At 59.8% G+C, this 15,515-nt stretch carries 14 protein-coding genes and 1 pseudogene; 9 read left to right on the forward strand and 6 right to left on the reverse strand.

The window, feature by feature from the left end; genetic code table 11:
- Positions 1-82: 82 nt before the first annotated feature.
- From GNZ21_RS11885 to GNZ21_RS11910, 6 genes and pseudogenes are all read right to left on the reverse strand, one after another.
- Positions 83-376 (reverse strand): annotated as a pseudogene (locus GNZ21_RS11885) (metal-sensitive transcriptional regulator).
- A gap of 41 nt (positions 377-417) precedes the next feature.
- Positions 418-2,625 carry a heavy metal translocating P-type ATPase gene (locus tag GNZ21_RS11890; RefSeq protein WP_198346018.1) on the reverse strand — a complete coding sequence of 736 codons (2,208 nt, stop codon included), beginning with the start codon at positions 2,623-2,625 and terminating at the stop codon, positions 418-420.
- Positions 2,626-2,692: 67 nt separating this feature from the next.
- Positions 2,693-3,277, reverse strand: coding sequence for a DUF305 domain-containing protein (locus GNZ21_RS11895; protein WP_229659562.1), 585 nt, complete (start codon positions 3,275-3,277; stop codon positions 2,693-2,695).
- A 209-nt stretch (positions 3,278-3,486) separates the two neighbouring features.
- A complete protein-coding gene (locus GNZ21_RS16205; protein ID WP_198346019.1) occupies positions 3,487-4,284 on the reverse strand; it encodes a DUF418 domain-containing protein in 798 nt (265 codons plus the stop codon).
- A gap of 432 nt (positions 4,285-4,716) precedes the next feature.
- A complete protein-coding gene (locus GNZ21_RS11905; RefSeq protein ID WP_157324616.1) occupies positions 4,717-5,841 on the reverse strand; it encodes a sensor histidine kinase in 1,125 nt (374 codons plus the stop codon).
- Positions 5,841-6,548: a response regulator transcription factor gene (locus tag GNZ21_RS11910; protein ID WP_157324618.1), complete on the reverse strand. Its 708-nt coding sequence runs from the start codon at positions 6,546-6,548 to the stop codon at positions 5,841-5,843. The genes GNZ21_RS11905 and GNZ21_RS11910 overlap by 1 nt, the downstream gene beginning before the upstream one ends.
- A gap of 162 nt (positions 6,549-6,710) precedes the next feature.
- Here GNZ21_RS11910 and GNZ21_RS11915 point away from each other — a divergent pair, with 162 nt between their 5' ends.
- From GNZ21_RS11915 to GNZ21_RS11955, 9 genes are all read left to right on the forward strand, one after another.
- A complete protein-coding gene (locus GNZ21_RS11915; protein ID WP_157324620.1) occupies positions 6,711-7,640 on the forward strand; it encodes a Rossmann-fold NAD(P)-binding domain-containing protein in 930 nt (309 codons plus the stop codon).
- 288 nt (positions 7,641-7,928) lie between these two features.
- The gene (locus GNZ21_RS11920; RefSeq protein ID WP_157324622.1) at positions 7,929-8,978 is read left to right on the forward strand and encodes a type II glyceraldehyde-3-phosphate dehydrogenase; all 1,050 of its coding nucleotides are present in this window, start codon (positions 7,929-7,931) and stop codon (positions 8,976-8,978) included.
- Entirely contained in the window at positions 8,975-9,253 is a 279-nt protein-coding gene (locus GNZ21_RS11925) for a DUF2933 domain-containing protein (RefSeq protein ID WP_157324624.1), read from the forward strand. The genes GNZ21_RS11920 and GNZ21_RS11925 overlap by 4 nt, the downstream gene beginning before the upstream one ends.
- A gap of 12 nt (positions 9,254-9,265) precedes the next feature.
- Positions 9,266-9,787, forward strand: a complete 522-nt coding sequence (locus GNZ21_RS11930; RefSeq protein ID WP_198346020.1) for a hypothetical protein — start codon at positions 9,266-9,268, stop codon at positions 9,785-9,787.
- Between the two features lie 155 nt (positions 9,788-9,942).
- Positions 9,943-10,467: an AAA family ATPase gene (locus tag GNZ21_RS11935; protein WP_157324626.1), complete on the forward strand. Its 525-nt coding sequence runs from the start codon at positions 9,943-9,945 to the stop codon at positions 10,465-10,467.
- An 88-nt stretch (positions 10,468-10,555) separates the two neighbouring features.
- The gene (locus GNZ21_RS11940; protein WP_157324628.1) at positions 10,556-11,920 is read left to right on the forward strand and encodes an MBL fold metallo-hydrolase RNA specificity domain-containing protein; all 1,365 of its coding nucleotides are present in this window, start codon (positions 10,556-10,558) and stop codon (positions 11,918-11,920) included.
- Positions 11,921-12,100: 180 nt separating this feature from the next.
- Complete coding sequence (locus tag GNZ21_RS11945; protein WP_188503753.1) at positions 12,101-12,694, forward strand: CueP family metal-binding protein; 594 nt, start codon at positions 12,101-12,103, stop codon at positions 12,692-12,694.
- An 85-nt stretch (positions 12,695-12,779) separates the two neighbouring features.
- Entirely contained in the window at positions 12,780-13,790 is a 1,011-nt protein-coding gene (locus GNZ21_RS11950; protein ID WP_157324630.1) for a 2-hydroxyacid dehydrogenase, read from the forward strand.
- A gap of 4 nt (positions 13,791-13,794) precedes the next feature.
- On the forward strand, positions 13,795-15,393 hold the full coding sequence (locus GNZ21_RS11955) for an L-lactate permease (protein WP_157324632.1): 1,599 nt from the start codon (positions 13,795-13,797) through the stop codon (positions 15,391-15,393).
- The last annotated feature ends 122 nt before the right edge of the window (positions 15,394-15,515 follow it).

A 15,515-nucleotide genomic window follows, 5' to 3' on the forward strand; every position in this document is an offset into this window, starting at 1 on the left:
CCTACTCGTGCAGCAGTTCAATCCGACCAACATTGCCGAGTGCCTGACGGGAGACGGAAGCGCATGACGTTCCCCTTCCTCGTCATGAGCGCACGAAGCTGACGATCGCGGCGAGAGTCTCGCCGGTCTTTACATCTGCGTGGATTCCTCCGGCCTGGATGCCATCGGTGACGCAATGGTTGATGTGATCATCGGCTAGCCCGAGCGCGACCTCGTTCAGAACGGAGGTGATCCCGCCGATCTGGGTGAGGATTTCGATTCAGTTGGTGTTGGCCTCGATCATTCGGTGAATGCCGCGGACTTGGCCTTCGATGCGTCGCAGGTGGGTCATGTAGCGGTTTTTGTCGCTGATGTATCCGTGACTGGTAGCAGCCACAGGTCAGAGGGCGACGGTGGTAATGGTCTTATCTTCCGTGGCTATGCGCGTTCAAGGATGCGATCAGTGCTCACTTTGGGCCTGAGGTCCAGTCGGCGCAGCAGCTGGGCGTTGAGCGCGACGACTACGGTTGAAGTCGACATGAGGATGGCACCGACGCTCATGGGAAGTACGAATCCGATCGGTGCCAGCACGCCTGCGGCCAGGGGTACGGCGATGAGGTTGTAGCCGGCTGCCCATGCCAGGTTCTGTTTCATCTTCCTGTAGCTGGCCCTGGAGAGGTCGATGACCGAGAGCACCGAACGGGGGTCCGAGCTGGCTAAGATGACTCCTGCAGAGCCGATGGCTACGTCGGTGCCGGCACCGATGGCGATACCCACATCGGCCTGGGCCAGGGCGGGGGCGTCGTTGACCCCGTCGCCGACCATGGCAACCTTGCGGCCCTCATCCTGGAGCTCGGCGACTTTTGCGGCCTTGTCCTCGGGCCGGACACCGGCGAAAACCCGGTCGATACCCAGATCTGCAGCCACAGTGTCTGCGACTGCTTGGGCGTCTCCGGTGATCATCACCACCTGTGCGCCGACAGCGTGCAGCGCGTTGACGGCGTCGCGGGACTCGGCTCGGATCTCATCAGCTAGCCGCAGGGCGCCGATGACCTTGCCGTCGGCGAGCACGTGCAGGATGATGGCTCCCTCATTGCGCCAACCATCGGCGATGGGGAGTTCCTTGGCGTGGTGCTGGTCGAGCAGATAGGGGCCGCCGACCTCGACCACGGTGCTGGATCCGTTGGTATTAACGGTGGCTTTGACCCCGACTGCTGGTGAGGAGGAGAAGTCCGTTGCCCGGGGCACATTGAGGTCCCGTGCGGCCGCGGCCCCGACGATAGCGCGAGCCAGCGGGTGTTCACTGTCAGCCTCTGCCGCTGCCGCCAGCGCCAGCACCTGGTCACCAGTGCGGTCGCTGACTGGTTCGATGCCGGTGACGGTGGGTTCACCTTTGGTGAGAGTCCCGGTCTTGTCGAATAGGACGGCATCGATGGTGCGCATGGACTCCAGTGCCAGACGGTCCTTGACCAGGACCCCACCGCGGGCGGCACGTTCGGTAGCGATGGAGACCACCAGCGGAATTGCCAGCCCCAGAGCGTGGGGGCAGGCGATGACCAGCACTGTTACCGTGCGCACTACCGCTGAATCCGGGAGCCCCAAGAGCATCCAGACCATCGCGGTGATAGCCGCTGCCCCCAGAGCGAACCAGAACAGCCATCCAGCGGCAGTATCGGCAATCCGCTGCGCCCGTGAGGAAGAGGCCTGGGCATCAGCGACCAGCTTTTGGATACCAGCAAGAGCGGTATCTTCACCCACAGCACTCACCTCAACCCGCAGCCCCGAGTCAGTGGCAACCGTCCCGGCAACCACCTGTTCGCCGGTCTCGCGGCGGACGGTCTTGGATTCACCGGTGACCATGGACTCATCCATCGAGGCACTGCCCTCGACGATCCTGCCATCGGCTGGAGCAGCGGCACCGGGACGGACGATGACCACATCCCCGACGACCAGATCGGCCGGGGCGACTGTCACGACGTTGTCCCCGTCGAGCTTCTCGGCCTCATCGGGCAGCAGGGCTGCCAACGAATCCAGCGCGGAGGTGGTGTGCGCTAAGGAGCGCATCTCAATCCAGTGGCCCAGCAGGAAGACAACCAGCAACAGCGCCATCTCCCACCAGAAGTTCAGCTCGTGATCCAAGATGCGCAGACTCGCACCCCAGGAGGCGACGAACGCCACCGTGATCGCCAGACCGATCAGCAGCATCATGCCCGGTTTTCGGTCCCGGATCTCCGAGACCGCACCGGTCAGAAACGGCCATCCGCCCCAGAGGTAGATCACCGTGCCCAATAGCGGAGAGATCCACCACACCCAGTCTGTCTCGGGCAGGGCGTAGCCGATGACATCAGCAAACATCTCATTGAAGCCCACTACCGGGACAGCCAGGACCAGCATGACCCAGAACAGGCGCCGGAACTGAGCGACGTGAGCATCGTAGCCACCATGGTCACCGTGACCGGCGTGGCCGCCATGACCTGTGCTGGCTCCATGACCCGGGTGATCATGGTTGTCAGAGCGACCGCCATGGCTCTCATGCCCTCCGTGAGTGTCGTGACCATCCACCACGACACTCTCTGTCCCGGCGTGGTGGTGATGGTCACCGTGTGCCTCGGCGGAGGTGTCACGCGTCGCAGGGTGGCGATTCATCTCAGAACCTGGCATTTTACTTCCTTATCCCCTTGTTACTGGAATGTGATTCGGCCTATAGCATTGTTCATAGTTCTTCGAGCATTTGTTCCATTTCTTCGATCTCTTCACTCTGATCGGCGATCACATTCTCTGAGAGGTCCAAGGCTTCAGGATTCTGTCCATCCTCCAGGTGCTGCTCGGCCATCGTTACTGCGCCCTCGTGGTGCATGATCATTTGCTCTAAGAACAGTCTCGAGGCGTCTGTGCCTTCGGCGTCTTCCAAGTCTGCGAGGTCTTCCTCGCTCATCATCCCGTGGCCCATATCATCATCGCCCATATCGCCGTGGTCCATCCCCTCATGGCCACCGTTACCGGCGTCCTCCTGGTCCCATGCCTCAAGCCATGCAGTCATCTGCTCGATTTCAGGGCCCTGGGCCTCCTTGATATCTTCGGCGAGCTCAGTCACCTCGGGGTCGATATCGGTCTTAGCCAGTAGGAGGTCAGACATCTCGATTGCCTGCTCGTGGTGGACGATCATGCCGGCCGCGTAATCAACATCGGCATCATTGAAGTCGTCCGAGACCTGGTCGTCTGTCTGTTCTGCGGAGTTCGTGTCATCCTGCTGCTGCTCTTCGGGGTCGCTGCCACACCCGGTCAGGGCAATGGCCATCAAGGTCGTTGCTGCCAAAGTGGACAGGGAAGCCTTCTTCATAGAAGGGGCTCCTTTCACGTGCGGGATTTTCTGGTGTCTACATTAGTCAACCTGACGTTTTTCTGCGAACATGACTGCACCAGGAGCTCTTCAGAGAACCTTCATCAAAACTCCATGACCCCCTCATGGCTTACCGCGCAGGGGTCATCGTTCTCCACGATTTCCGCTCATAGCCGCGGTACCTGCAACACCATCTCCATGGGTCCTCGCCCGAGGCTGGCATACCACAGGGATGTGAAGGCGACCAGGGCGAGTACTGTGCCAGCTGTGGCCACGGCGCCCTCCAACAGGTCCTGTGGACCAGGTCTGATCACCGCTGCAAGTATGAATAGATGGCCGACGTAGGCGGTGAACGCCATAACGCCCAGAGCGAGGAAAGGACGCAGCCACCACCGGTTCCACTCCTGGATTTTCAGCAGCAGTCCGAGCAGAAGAACAGCGCTTCCTATCCCGCTGATCAGCCATAAGGGCATTTGCGAGTGGCCCACTGATGTGGAGAGGCGGTCCCAGCCCACGTTATCCTGCGGCTCGCCGAAGAAGGCTACCAAGATCTGTGATGCGGCTCGACCGGCGACTGTGGCTGCTGCTCCCCAGATGATCATGCGTGTGCTTGCCACCGATGAGCGCAGGTTCTGTCGGCCTAGCCACATGCCCAGCAGGAACGGGGCACTCCACACCACCAGCGGATAGGGGCCGGTGAGCAGCATGTTGTCCAGCACCGCGGCAAAACTGTCCATCTCGGTGACAGGTGCGCGACTCAATTCTGCACCCAGGAGCATCTGGCGCAGAATCCATATCAGGGGACCTATACCGGCGGTGATTCCTGCGAACACGATCAGCAGTTTCGAGGGCGCCCGGATCAGAGGTGCTGCTAGCAGAATCAAGGAGGCATAAGTGGGCAGAATCACCGCGACACCGTGGTCCGGCACTTCAAGAGCCAGGCCTACGATAAGTAGGATAACCACTCTCCAAAGGATCGCGGCCCAGGGGATAGTCGTGTTTTCCTCTCGAGTGCGCCGTGTCAGCAAGGACATTCCAATCCCGCCGAGAAGCACGAACAGCAGCGAAGCACGCCCATAGGGCAGGCGGTATAACACCTCGCTGAGGCTCTCACCGCCACGAGGGCCGATATTGACGGCGATCATCCCGACTACGGCCAGTCCACGTGCGGCATCAAGGGCCAGTACACGTTGCCTCTGATAAGACTGTCCGGTGCGGGCCGATCCCTGGAGGCAACCGGTCAACAAACTCTCACCTCCGACCCTGTCCTGGTATTGAAATACGCACAGCAGATCCACAGCACGGTGACTTAGGCTAGCTCTCCTGAACTCCCAGAACAGCGTCAGAATTGAAGCTTCATCGAATCTTTTTAGGAACTTCGCAACCCCGGGATAGAGTCACCGGCTCGAACTAGCGATGGGGAGCTCAATGGAAAACGTCGTCCCTTGACCTGGACCTTCGCTCTGAACATCCACGGTTCCCCCGTGAGCCTTGATGATTGAGCGCACGATGGCCAGACCGATACCTGAGCCGCCGTGTGCACGGTCCCGTGCTGTGTCAACGCGATAGAAGCGTTCGAAGACATGGGGAAGATGTTCAGCGGCAATTCCGTCGCCGGTATCTTTGACTTCTATCCGCACAAATGCTCCAGCCCGAGTTACGCGCAAAGTCACTTGCCCGGCCTCTGGAGTGTGCTGGAACGCATTGTCTAGAAGATTAGTCATGACCTGGCCAATCCGGTCTTTGTCGCAGCTGAGCACTAACCCTTTCGTAGTCTCATCCGCTTCGCTCTGGAGGCTGACGCTGCCGGAGGGGTTCTTATTGCGCGCCTGAGTGATGGCGCTCTCCAGGATCTCTCCCACCGTCAGGTGTGTGTGGTGCATGCTCAACGTGCCCTCTTCGGCAGTGCTCACCAGTGAAATGTCTCGAGCCAGGCGACTGAGGCGGTGTACTTGGTCACGGAGCATCGCCAGAGTGCTCGCATCGGGCTGCGCCACCCCGTCTGTAATTGCTTCAAGATACCCATCGACGGTGGCCAGGGGGGTCCGCATTTCATGTGCCAGATCGGAGAGAAGACGTTTCCGTGTCTGCTCAACGTGGTCCAACTTCCCTGCCATCTGGTTGAAAGCAGCGGCCAGCTCTGCAAATTCTGCGCCCATGCTGCCTTCGGGAACGCGAGCGGCATAGTCGCCCTCGGCGACGTGGACTGCGGCTTGTCGGATCCTGTTCAAGGTTCTCCCCATGCGGCGGGCAAGAAAAAAGCTGATCACTACTGAGGCGATAAACGCCGCGGCCAATGCCAACGACAGCGACAGCGTCCAGGCGGATTCAAACGCCTCTTGCGCGTGGGCCACCACAGGCGGATCTGTCGCTTCTGCCATGAGCATATGGTCATGGAAAATGGCTTGTCCGGTCAGGAAGGCGACCAACCAAGCTGCGCCTGCCCCCACCATAAGAACCAGGGCACTGGCAGCAAGCAGACGTGTACCTAGCTTCCAACCCCATTTCGGTTGAGATGCCATCAGCCTGTCCCCATTTTGTACCCCACAGCGCGCACTGTCCGGATAAACCGTGGATCAGCCGGGTCATCCTGCAGTTTTCGCCGGAGGTGCCCAATGTGGACATCGACCAGATGTTCATCGCCAATCCAATCTTGCCCCCATACTTCATTGATGAGCTCCCGCCGGGAGAAAGCCCTGTTCGGATCAGAGGCGAGCACCGCCAAGACATCGAATTCAGTGGGGGTCAGTTGCACAGGTGCCTCAGAGAGCTGCACTTCCCGACCGGTGAAGTCAACTCTTAGCTCTCCCACATCGATGACAGACGGATAGCTGATCGACAGCCGTCGAGGTCTGCGCAGCATCGCACGAACCCGAGCAACCAGCTCCCTGGGACTGAATGGCTTTACGACATAATCGTCTGCTCCCACTGCCAGCCCGATAAGTCGGTCGACCTCGTCCACCCGGGCAGTCAGCATCACCACATAGCAGTCGGAGAACGTACGAATCTGTCTACAGACTTCAACACCATCAATCCCGGGCAGGCCCAAATCAAGGATCACCACCGCAGGGTTTTGCTCCCTAGCCTGGTAGACCGCGTCCTGGCCATTGTCACTGACGAGCACAGAAAACCCGTCTTGTTCAAGATAAGTGCCCACCAGGTCCGCCAGAGGTTTCTCATCATCCACCACAAGGACTGTGGACTCTTCGACCGCAGTTGCAGAGCTCATCCCTCGATCGTAGAACACGAGTCGGGGGTGTTGGCTGATGCTTCTGGTCCGGTATACCAGCCCTACCGCTGGTCTGGAGTGGCATGGGCTAAGCTCCGGATGGATGGCTCATCTCTATGGCTTCCACCACCAGCCCCGAAGCGACGACGTCCGGAGAGAGTTATGAAAGCCTTGGTCATCGGCGCAACCGGCGCGGTGGGCTCAACTACTGTGTCGATACTGCGCGGCTGGGGACACCAGGTCACACCAGCCGGGCGCCAAAGTACCCACAATGGCGTTGTCCTCGATGTGGGGGCTCCAGACCTGCAACAGCTTGAGCTCCTGGCAGAGCACCACGATGTGATCATCAATGCTTCCGGAGTCGAGAACGAGTCTTTGGGACGTTCTGTCGGTCAGGCGGTGTTGATCGATATCAGCGCGACTGGCGCGTACCTTGCCGCTTTGGCTGAGAACGCACCCACCGCCGCCATGGTGCTAGGTGTGGGACTGGTGCCAGGCCTGAGCACAGTGCTGGCATCGGAACTTCGAACCTCTGCTGGTGATGCCCTCGACGTAGCAGTCATGCTCGGCTCAGGAGAAAAGCATGGTTCAGCCGCGAAAGCCTGGACCATCGGACTCGTCGGCAGCGAAATCACCGACACGGCCGATGCGGGTACCGTGTACAACTTCCGGGAGCGCCGCTGGTTCGCATCCTCCTCTGGAAAGCGGCACCTCTATCTGCGGGCGGGGTTCCCCGACCACGATCTCCTCGGCGCTGAGCGCGGAGTGAAGATCCGTAGTTGGCTGGCACTGAGCGATCAGACAAGCACCCGTGCTCTCTGGCTCATCAGCCGTTTCCCACGACTGCGAGGTCTGATCGATAAAGTACCTGAGTTCGGAAGCCAGGACTGGGCGGTGACCGTCGTCAACAGACGCACCGGCGAGACTCGCCGGGCGACCGGCACCGGCCAATCCCGGGCGACCGGTCACATCACCGCATTGGCCGCGGTGGCTGCCCTGAAGAACCGCCCCGGACGCCCGGTCACCCTCGATGCGATCCTCAGCTCTTCTGAACTTGCCATGCTTCTCGATATCGCAATTGAGACCGCGTGAGTTTTCCGGTTCTTGCCGGCAGAAAGCTTTCTGCCCGTCTTTGTATTGGCGTCCTGGTCGTGTCGCCACGTGTGTAGCCCATACCGAAACTAAACCGTCCTCGAGGCTTGGCGTATCCGATGTATGACCGCTGCGTTCTCGCATGTCCGTGTGTTATAGAGCTTTGATGAAGATTCTCTAAAGACCAACTAGTGGCGTCCTACCCATGGCGTGGCTTCCGGTTGACTGAGAATCAGGACGGCGAAACAGACAGCTCGACAACAGATAGCTGAGGGAGAAGGTACGGCAATGAGCAGGATACGAGTCGCGGTCAACGGGTACGGAGTCATCGGCAAACGCGTTGCGGACGCCGTGCTCCTGCAACCCGACATGGAACTGGCAGGAACTGCCGATATCACCAGCGACTGGCGAATAGCCCCCGCTGCATGCCGCATACCAATCTACGCAGCCACCGATGAGGCCCAACACACCATGCTCGCCTCAGGAATTCCCGTACAGGGTTCTCTCGATGAACTTCTGGACAGCTCCGATATTGTCGTGGACTCCACGCCGAAACATGTCGCTGCGAAAAACATTGAACGCTATCGCTCAGCAGGGCTAAAATTCGTCCTCCAAGGCGGGGAATCCCACCAGACCACAGGTCACTCTTTCGTCGCCGAGGCAAACTACCAAAGCGCCCTTGGGAGAGAAAGCACGCGGGTCGTCTCCTGCAACACCACCAGCATCGTCCGAGTCCTCGGAGCCCTGGACAACGCCAACCTGTTGCAGAAGGCGCGAGGGGTGCTCTTCCGCCGCGCCACAGACCCTTGGGAGTCCCATCTGGGCGGGATCATGAACACCGTAGTACCCGAAGATAAGATTCCTTCGCACCAAGGACCCGACGCTCAGACCGTAATGCCGGACTTGGACATCATCACCATCGCCGCGAAGAGCTCACACACCCAGACGCACAATCACTATTGGACCCTGCACCTGACCCGAGAGGCAAGCACCACAGAGGTGCTTCAGGCTCTGCAGAAGGACTCACGCATCGCGTTCATCCGTATGTCGGACGGCCTCAGCGCTCTGAACTCGACCGTTGAGCTCATGCGCGATATCGGCCGACCCCGAGGCGATATGTGGGAGGTTGCGATCTGGGAGGACCTGGTCACGGTTAACGGCAATGAAGCGTATCTGACCTATCAGGTTTGTAATGAGGCCATCGTGGTTCCGGACACGATCGATGCTATCCGCGCCCTTGACGGTAGGGTCGAAGATGCCGAGTCATCGATACGAATCACCGACCAGTCACTGGGAATGCGTCAAGACTTTCTCCGGAACCGGGACGCGGCCCTATGACAGCGCCCGACTCCGAGCACCAGGAGCCTCATCACCGGCATGCAGGACCGGTGTCCACCCCTCGCCCAGGTGGCACACCGATATATGCCTGGGGCGTGGTGGCACTGGCGCTCATCGGCATCATCATTTACCTTCTGGTCGACCATTGGCCCCACGTCGTGGCTGCCCTGCCCTATCTCGGGATTATCGCCATGATGCTGATGCACATCTTCGGACACGGAGGACACGGGAAAGCCGGCTCTAAGAACGGAGGCGGCCCCCACTCAGATCACTAGACGAGAGGCATCATGATTGAGGCTTCTCTGGCCGGCCTGACCGCAACTTTTGGCCCCATAAAAAATATTCTCCCTATGAACAAACGTCAGGACGTTGCAATGCATACCTCACAGACTGTCAAAAAAGATCGTCTCAGTGGTGTTGTCACGATTGTTCTCAGTGTCTTCACCCTCGGGACTGGCCTGTACTTTATGGTGCTGCGTCCTCCGCTTCTGCCCGAGGACATTCGGTTCTCCGGCATCGACACCTCCACGCTGCCACCTGCATTCTTGGATTGGCTGGGTGTGGTCTTCCCCACCTGGGGCGGGTTCATCACTGGCTTCGGCATCGTCCTACTGGGGATCGGCCTCTATCTGCTGTCAGGCAGGATACTGTGGCTCTACCTCGGTACAGCCGCCGGGATCTTGGTGGCCTTCGGACGGTTCGTGTACAGCAATATCGTCATCAGTTCAGACTTCCTATGGTTTATCACCGGCCTTTTCGCACTAGCCCTTGGTCTTGCCCTGATTCTGGTGCTGAGGCGAGGACGATGAACCACGCCACAGTCGGTCCAATAGCTTTGAAGAACGGGCGTTGCGACACCGCCGAGGTGCACGGCCTACGAGGTTACCGACTTAGTCCAAGTCACCTGCCAAGACCATCAGCAAGAGTTTCGAGCTGCGGTTGCCATCACCGCTGAAAGGAGATCATGACTAACTGGTATGTCATCACTGGCGGTCCCAGTTCGGGTAAGACCACGACGGTGAATATGCTCAGTGAGCTGGGCTACGCGACCACGATCGAGCACGCGCGTCACTATATCGACCTTCAGCGAGTCACGGGACGAACAGTCTCCGAGATGCGGGCTAACCAAGTGGAGTTCCAGCGCGGAGTCCTCGAGATGCAATTGGAAGAGGAAGCCGAACTAGATCCGCAGGACATGGTGTTCCTGGATCGAGCGTTGCCTGATTCCCTTGCCTACTACCGGTTTCTCGGACTGGAACCGGACCCACGACTCCTTCAGGCTCTTCACGAGGTGTCGTATAGAAAGATCTTCATTCTTGATCTCCTTCCGCTTGCACCCGACTACGCACGCACTGAGGACATTCCAGCCCAGAAACGGATCCACGAGCTACTGACCGAGGTCTATTCATCGCTGCCGGTACCAGTCGAGGCTGTCCCCGTCCTTCCTCTACAAGAGAGAACAGAATTCATCCTCAACCATCTTAAGTAGGCCGCAGAATGGTAGGCACTACGAGCAGACGCAGCCATTGCGATGAGCACTTGGCGTCGAACACGAAGAATCACGAGAGGTGACACCTATGGCAGGACTGAGGCTCACATCGCTGGGCGGAGCAGGCACCGTTACCGGTTCCAAGCACCTCCTGGAACGAGACGGTGACCGGATTCTCATAGACTGCGGACTCTTCCAAGGTCAGAAGAACCTGCGTGAACTCAACTGGAAGCCCCTGCCGGTGGAAGCCTCCAGCATCGACGCGGTGATCCTCACCCACGCCCACCTCGATTATTGCGGCTACCTCCCCCGGCTGGTCCGCGAAGGATTCACCGGCCCGATCATCTCCACGAAGGCGACTCGAGACGTCGCCGAGTTGATCCTCAAAGACAGTGCCTGGCTGCAAGAGCAGGACGCCGCATTCTTGAACCGCATCAAGAAGTCGAAGCACTCTCCTGCGCTACCGCTCTACGACTCCCGTGATGCACAGCGAGCTCTCGATGCGTTCATCACCTACCCGTTCGATCAGCCGTTTGAGACCCCGAACGGTGCCACGGTGCGGTTCCGGCGGGCAGGACACATCCTGGGTGCCGCCACCGTGGACATCCGATGGGATACCCGGCGGATCGTGTTCTCCGGTGATCTGGGCAGATATGACGACCCCGTCATGATCGATCCCGAACCCGTCCCAGAAGCGGATTATGTCGTGATCGAGTCGACCTACGGCGATCGTCTTCACCAGACCACCCGGGCCGTGGACGCCTTGGCCGATGTCGTGGAGCGAACGAGCCGGCGAGGCGGAACCGTGCTCATCCCCTCCTTCGCCGTCGGGCGGGCGCAGACCCTTCTGTACTACCTGTGGAGTCTGCGCCAATCCGGAAGACTGCCCCAGGTGCCGATGTACCTCGACAGTCCCATGGCGATCAACGCCAGCGACCTGCTGCATGCCCATCCCGACGATCATCGCCTGGACCCCCAGACCTGCGACGCGGTCGGCCGGATCGCCACCTACACCCGCGATCCCGAGGACTCCAAGCGCATCTCACGCAGCAGCGCACCGAAGATCGTCATATCCGCCAGCGGCATGGCCACCGGCGGCAGAATACTGCATCACCTGAAAGCCTTCGGCCCCGATCGACGGCACACCATCCTGCTCGCAGGGTACCAAGCCGCGGGCACACGCGGACGCGCGCTCCTCGAGGGGGCACAGGAGATCAAGATCCACGGGGACTGGATCCCCATCACAGCAGAAGTAGCCAATCTGCCCGGACTCTCCGCACACGCCGACGCCGATGAACTGCTCAGATGGCTCTCAGGATTCCGCAGAGCACCCGAGAAGGTGTTCATAGTCCACGGCGAACCCCAAGCCGCAGAAACACTGCGCACTCGAGTCGACCGGGAACTTGCATGGGAAGCGGTCGTTCCCCGACAGAATCAGGTCTTCCAGCTATGAACTGTGAAGCTTCGCCTACTTCGCAACACCACAGCCCTCCCCGAGAGGCCCACAGTACAGAGCGAGGTGCAAAGAGCACATTCCGCAGGGACCTGCCAGTGAGCTGGCTACTGAGCAACAGCCACCCGAAACGACCACCGACTCACAACCGATCTGAGCCAGAGAACAGTAAAGGAAACGATGCATCACCACCGGCCCATCAGACAGTTCATTGCCCCCATCGTGCTGCTGCTTGTAGGCCTGTTCATCGCCAGCTGCTCCACAAGCTCCGGCCCTTCGGCGACCGCCAAGGAGGATAGTTGGCTCGCTGAGTACAACCTCGACGGTCTCGATGGGCGAGAGATCACCGAGCAGCTGGATACTATGCCGGTCGAGGACCGCCCCGGTGACCTGATCGCCTCGGTTGAACCCAAGGAGCTCGTGCTCTTTGACGATCAGGAGAACGAAGCCTCGATCCCGCTACCGGCCGAGGAGTTCTATCTCTCCTTCGCCCCGTACCTGGAACAGACCCATGACTGCCACTTCCACAGTCTCACCACCTGCCTGGGCGAGATGCGCCATCAACAGATCGACGTCACCGTTACCGACAGCGACACCGACGTCGTGCTCTTCGATGAGTCCGTTCGCACCTACGACAACGGCTTCGCCGGGCTCTGGCTACCCCGCGACATCACCGCCACCCTCACCGTCACCCACGGCGACCGATCCGCTTCCATCCCGATCTCCACCGATGCCGAGGCCCCGACCTGCATCACCACACTGCAGCTGACCTGACCGACGAAAGGAACGACAGTCGCATCATGGAAAACACACTCTAAGCTCAGATCTATCAACTCACAATTGCGAAGGCGGAGACGATATGCGAGTTGCGGTGTACAGCGTGAAGTCCTATGACGAGCAATTCTTGGCTGCGGCGAACAGTTCTGGGGCTCATGAGTTCGTTTTTCTGGAACCGCGCCTGACAGAAGAGACCGCGCTACTTGCCCAAGGGTCGGATGCGGTGTGTACGTTTGTCAACGATGATCTCAGTGAAGTGGTCCTCGAAAAGCTCGTCCGTCTTGGAATCCGAGGGGTCGCCTTGCGCTCAGCAGGATTCAACCATGTGGATCTGGCGGCGGCTTCACGTCTGGGTATGCAGGTGGTTCGGGTTCCAGACTATTCGCCTCATGCGGTAGCGGAGCACTGCGCTACTCTTGTTCTCGCGCTAAATCGTAAGATCCACCGGGCCTATCAAAGGGTCCGTGAGGGCAATTTCGCGCTGGGAGGGTTGATGGGCTTCGATCTGTACGGCAAGTCCGTCGGAATAGTCGGAACAGGACAGATCGGGGCATGCTTCGCCGATATCATGCTTGGTTTCGGGTGCCGCGTTGTGGCCACTGACCCCTTTCCTGATCCGCACTGCGAAGCCAGGGGCGTTGAGTACCTTCCTTTGGACCGGCTGCTCAGAGACAGTGATATCGTCTCGCTGCACGTGCCTCTGACACCGGAAACTGACCGGCTTATCAATGCTGAACGTGTGGCGGTGATGCGTGATGGAGTCACTTTGATCAATACCAGCCGCGGCAGACTCATCGACACCCCTGCGGTGATCCAGGCGCTGAAAATCGGCAAGATCGGATACTTGGGGCTGGACGTGTATGAAGAGGAGGAAGGGGTCTTCTTTGAGGATTATTCAGAACGTGTCCTCCATGACGATGTGCTGGCACGCTTGCTGACCTTCCCCAATGTGCTGGTAACTGGACATCAGGGTTTCTTCACCGAGGAAGCGTTGCAGAACATTGCCGAGACCACTGTGAACAACCTAAGCGCGATGGAGAATGCCTCGACACTGGTCAATGAGGTCACCCTCGAACGACCTGACGGGCAGTGAATCGATGACCGCGCTTCTGGCAGCTCTGCCCGTTCTGGCAGTTCTGCTGCTAATGACTGTCTTCTCATGGTCTGCAGCGCGAGCGGGAATTGTCGCGGCAGTCTTGAGTGTGGTGTTAGCTGTTGCGGTCTTCGACCTCGGTGGTGAGGCCGATGGTTTCGGGGCTGTGGACGGGATACTCGGAGTGGTCGGTGAAGCTGGATTCATCTCTGCTCTGATCATTGGCATCATAGGACCGGCCCTGGGAATCCATCACCTCCAACAGCACACTGGAGCAGCGCAGAGTCTGCGAGCGTTTCTGGCCCGGGTCGATCCGGATCCCCGCATCGGAGCATTGTTGGTCGCCTGGTTCTTCACATTGTTTCTCGAGGGAGCCGCGGGGTTCGGCACGCCGGTGGCTCTGGCTGCTCCCTTCCTGGTCGCTCTTGGGCTCTCCCCGTTGCGGGCGGTAACAGCTGCATTGGCAGGGCACATCGCCGGGGTCTCGTTCGGGGCGATCGGCACCCCAGTGCTGGCCCAGTCAGCACTGATAGACGCCGACCCTGCCACCGTGGCACAGGCGACTGCGCCCTATCACATGCTACTCGGGGCGGGACTGGTCGCCGTAGTGGTGGTCCTGATCGGACAGAGTCTAGGACCGCAGAACCCCGACCGACAGGGAACAGGCCCCGCAGGAGGCTCCGGTTCCTCCCGGGGCTTATGGCGCTGGGGCGCACTCGCTGCAGCATCGTTCCTACTGCCCTACGGGGTTATCGCCACCTATCTCGGACCAGAGCTGCCCACCTTGGGAGGCTCAGTGGTCGGAGCCGGGATCTTCATGACAGTGCTCGTCATGACCCGTCGTGCTCAGCACCGTTTGCAAGAACCCTCGACAGGGCCTACGACTCCCACGGTGGCACCCTCGAACACCTACCAGATGCCGCTGATACGTGCGGGGGCCCCGTACCTGATTCTCATCCTGCTGGTGGTGGCCACCCGTCTAATCCCGCCGGTGCGCCAGACCCTTGAGACGATCACAGTTGAGTGGCAGACCTCAGGAGGCTTTACCGGCGCGGTCCAACCGCTCTACCACCCCGCAATGCTGTTGACGTTATCGTTCCTGGCCGGGGTTGTGGCACAGAAGGCCTCCTTCGGTGAGGCAGTGAAGGTCGTCGTCACAGCCACCCGGCAACTGGCCCCCGTGGTTGTTGCTCTGATTGCGGTGGTCACTGTCGCAAGGACCATGTCCCACGCCGGAATGACCGACGAACTGGCCTCCACTGCCGCTAGTATCGGACCGGGATGGCCGCTGTTAGCTCCTCTGGTGGGAGCTTTCGGATCGTTCGTCACAGGATCCGCAACCTCAGCGAACGTACTCTTCAGCGAGCTCCAAGCCTCAACCGCCCGCACACTAGAACTGCCCCTCATGCCCCTGCAGGGGGCGCAGGGATTCGGCGCAGCCGCAGGTAATATGATCGCACCACATAACATCGTCACCGCAGCAGCAACCGTCGGAGCAGTGGGACAAGAGGGACGCGTTCTACGACTGACCCTCCCACTGACACTGATATATGTGACCCTGGGCGGTGGGCTCACCCTGCTGTTTTCCCAAATGGCTGCATAGGGCATCCAGGGAAGCTCACCTTGCGAGGTGTTGGAACTTCCCCCGTCCCCAGTAGTCATGGGTTCCGCGCCTGCCGGGACGTGTGCTCGGGCAGGCGCGGAACCCTAGGTGTGGGTTTTCTA

This window comes from Nesterenkonia alkaliphila (assembly GCF_009758175.1).
Classification (GTDB): Bacteria; Actinomycetota; Actinomycetes; order Actinomycetales; family Micrococcaceae; genus Nesterenkonia; species Nesterenkonia alkaliphila.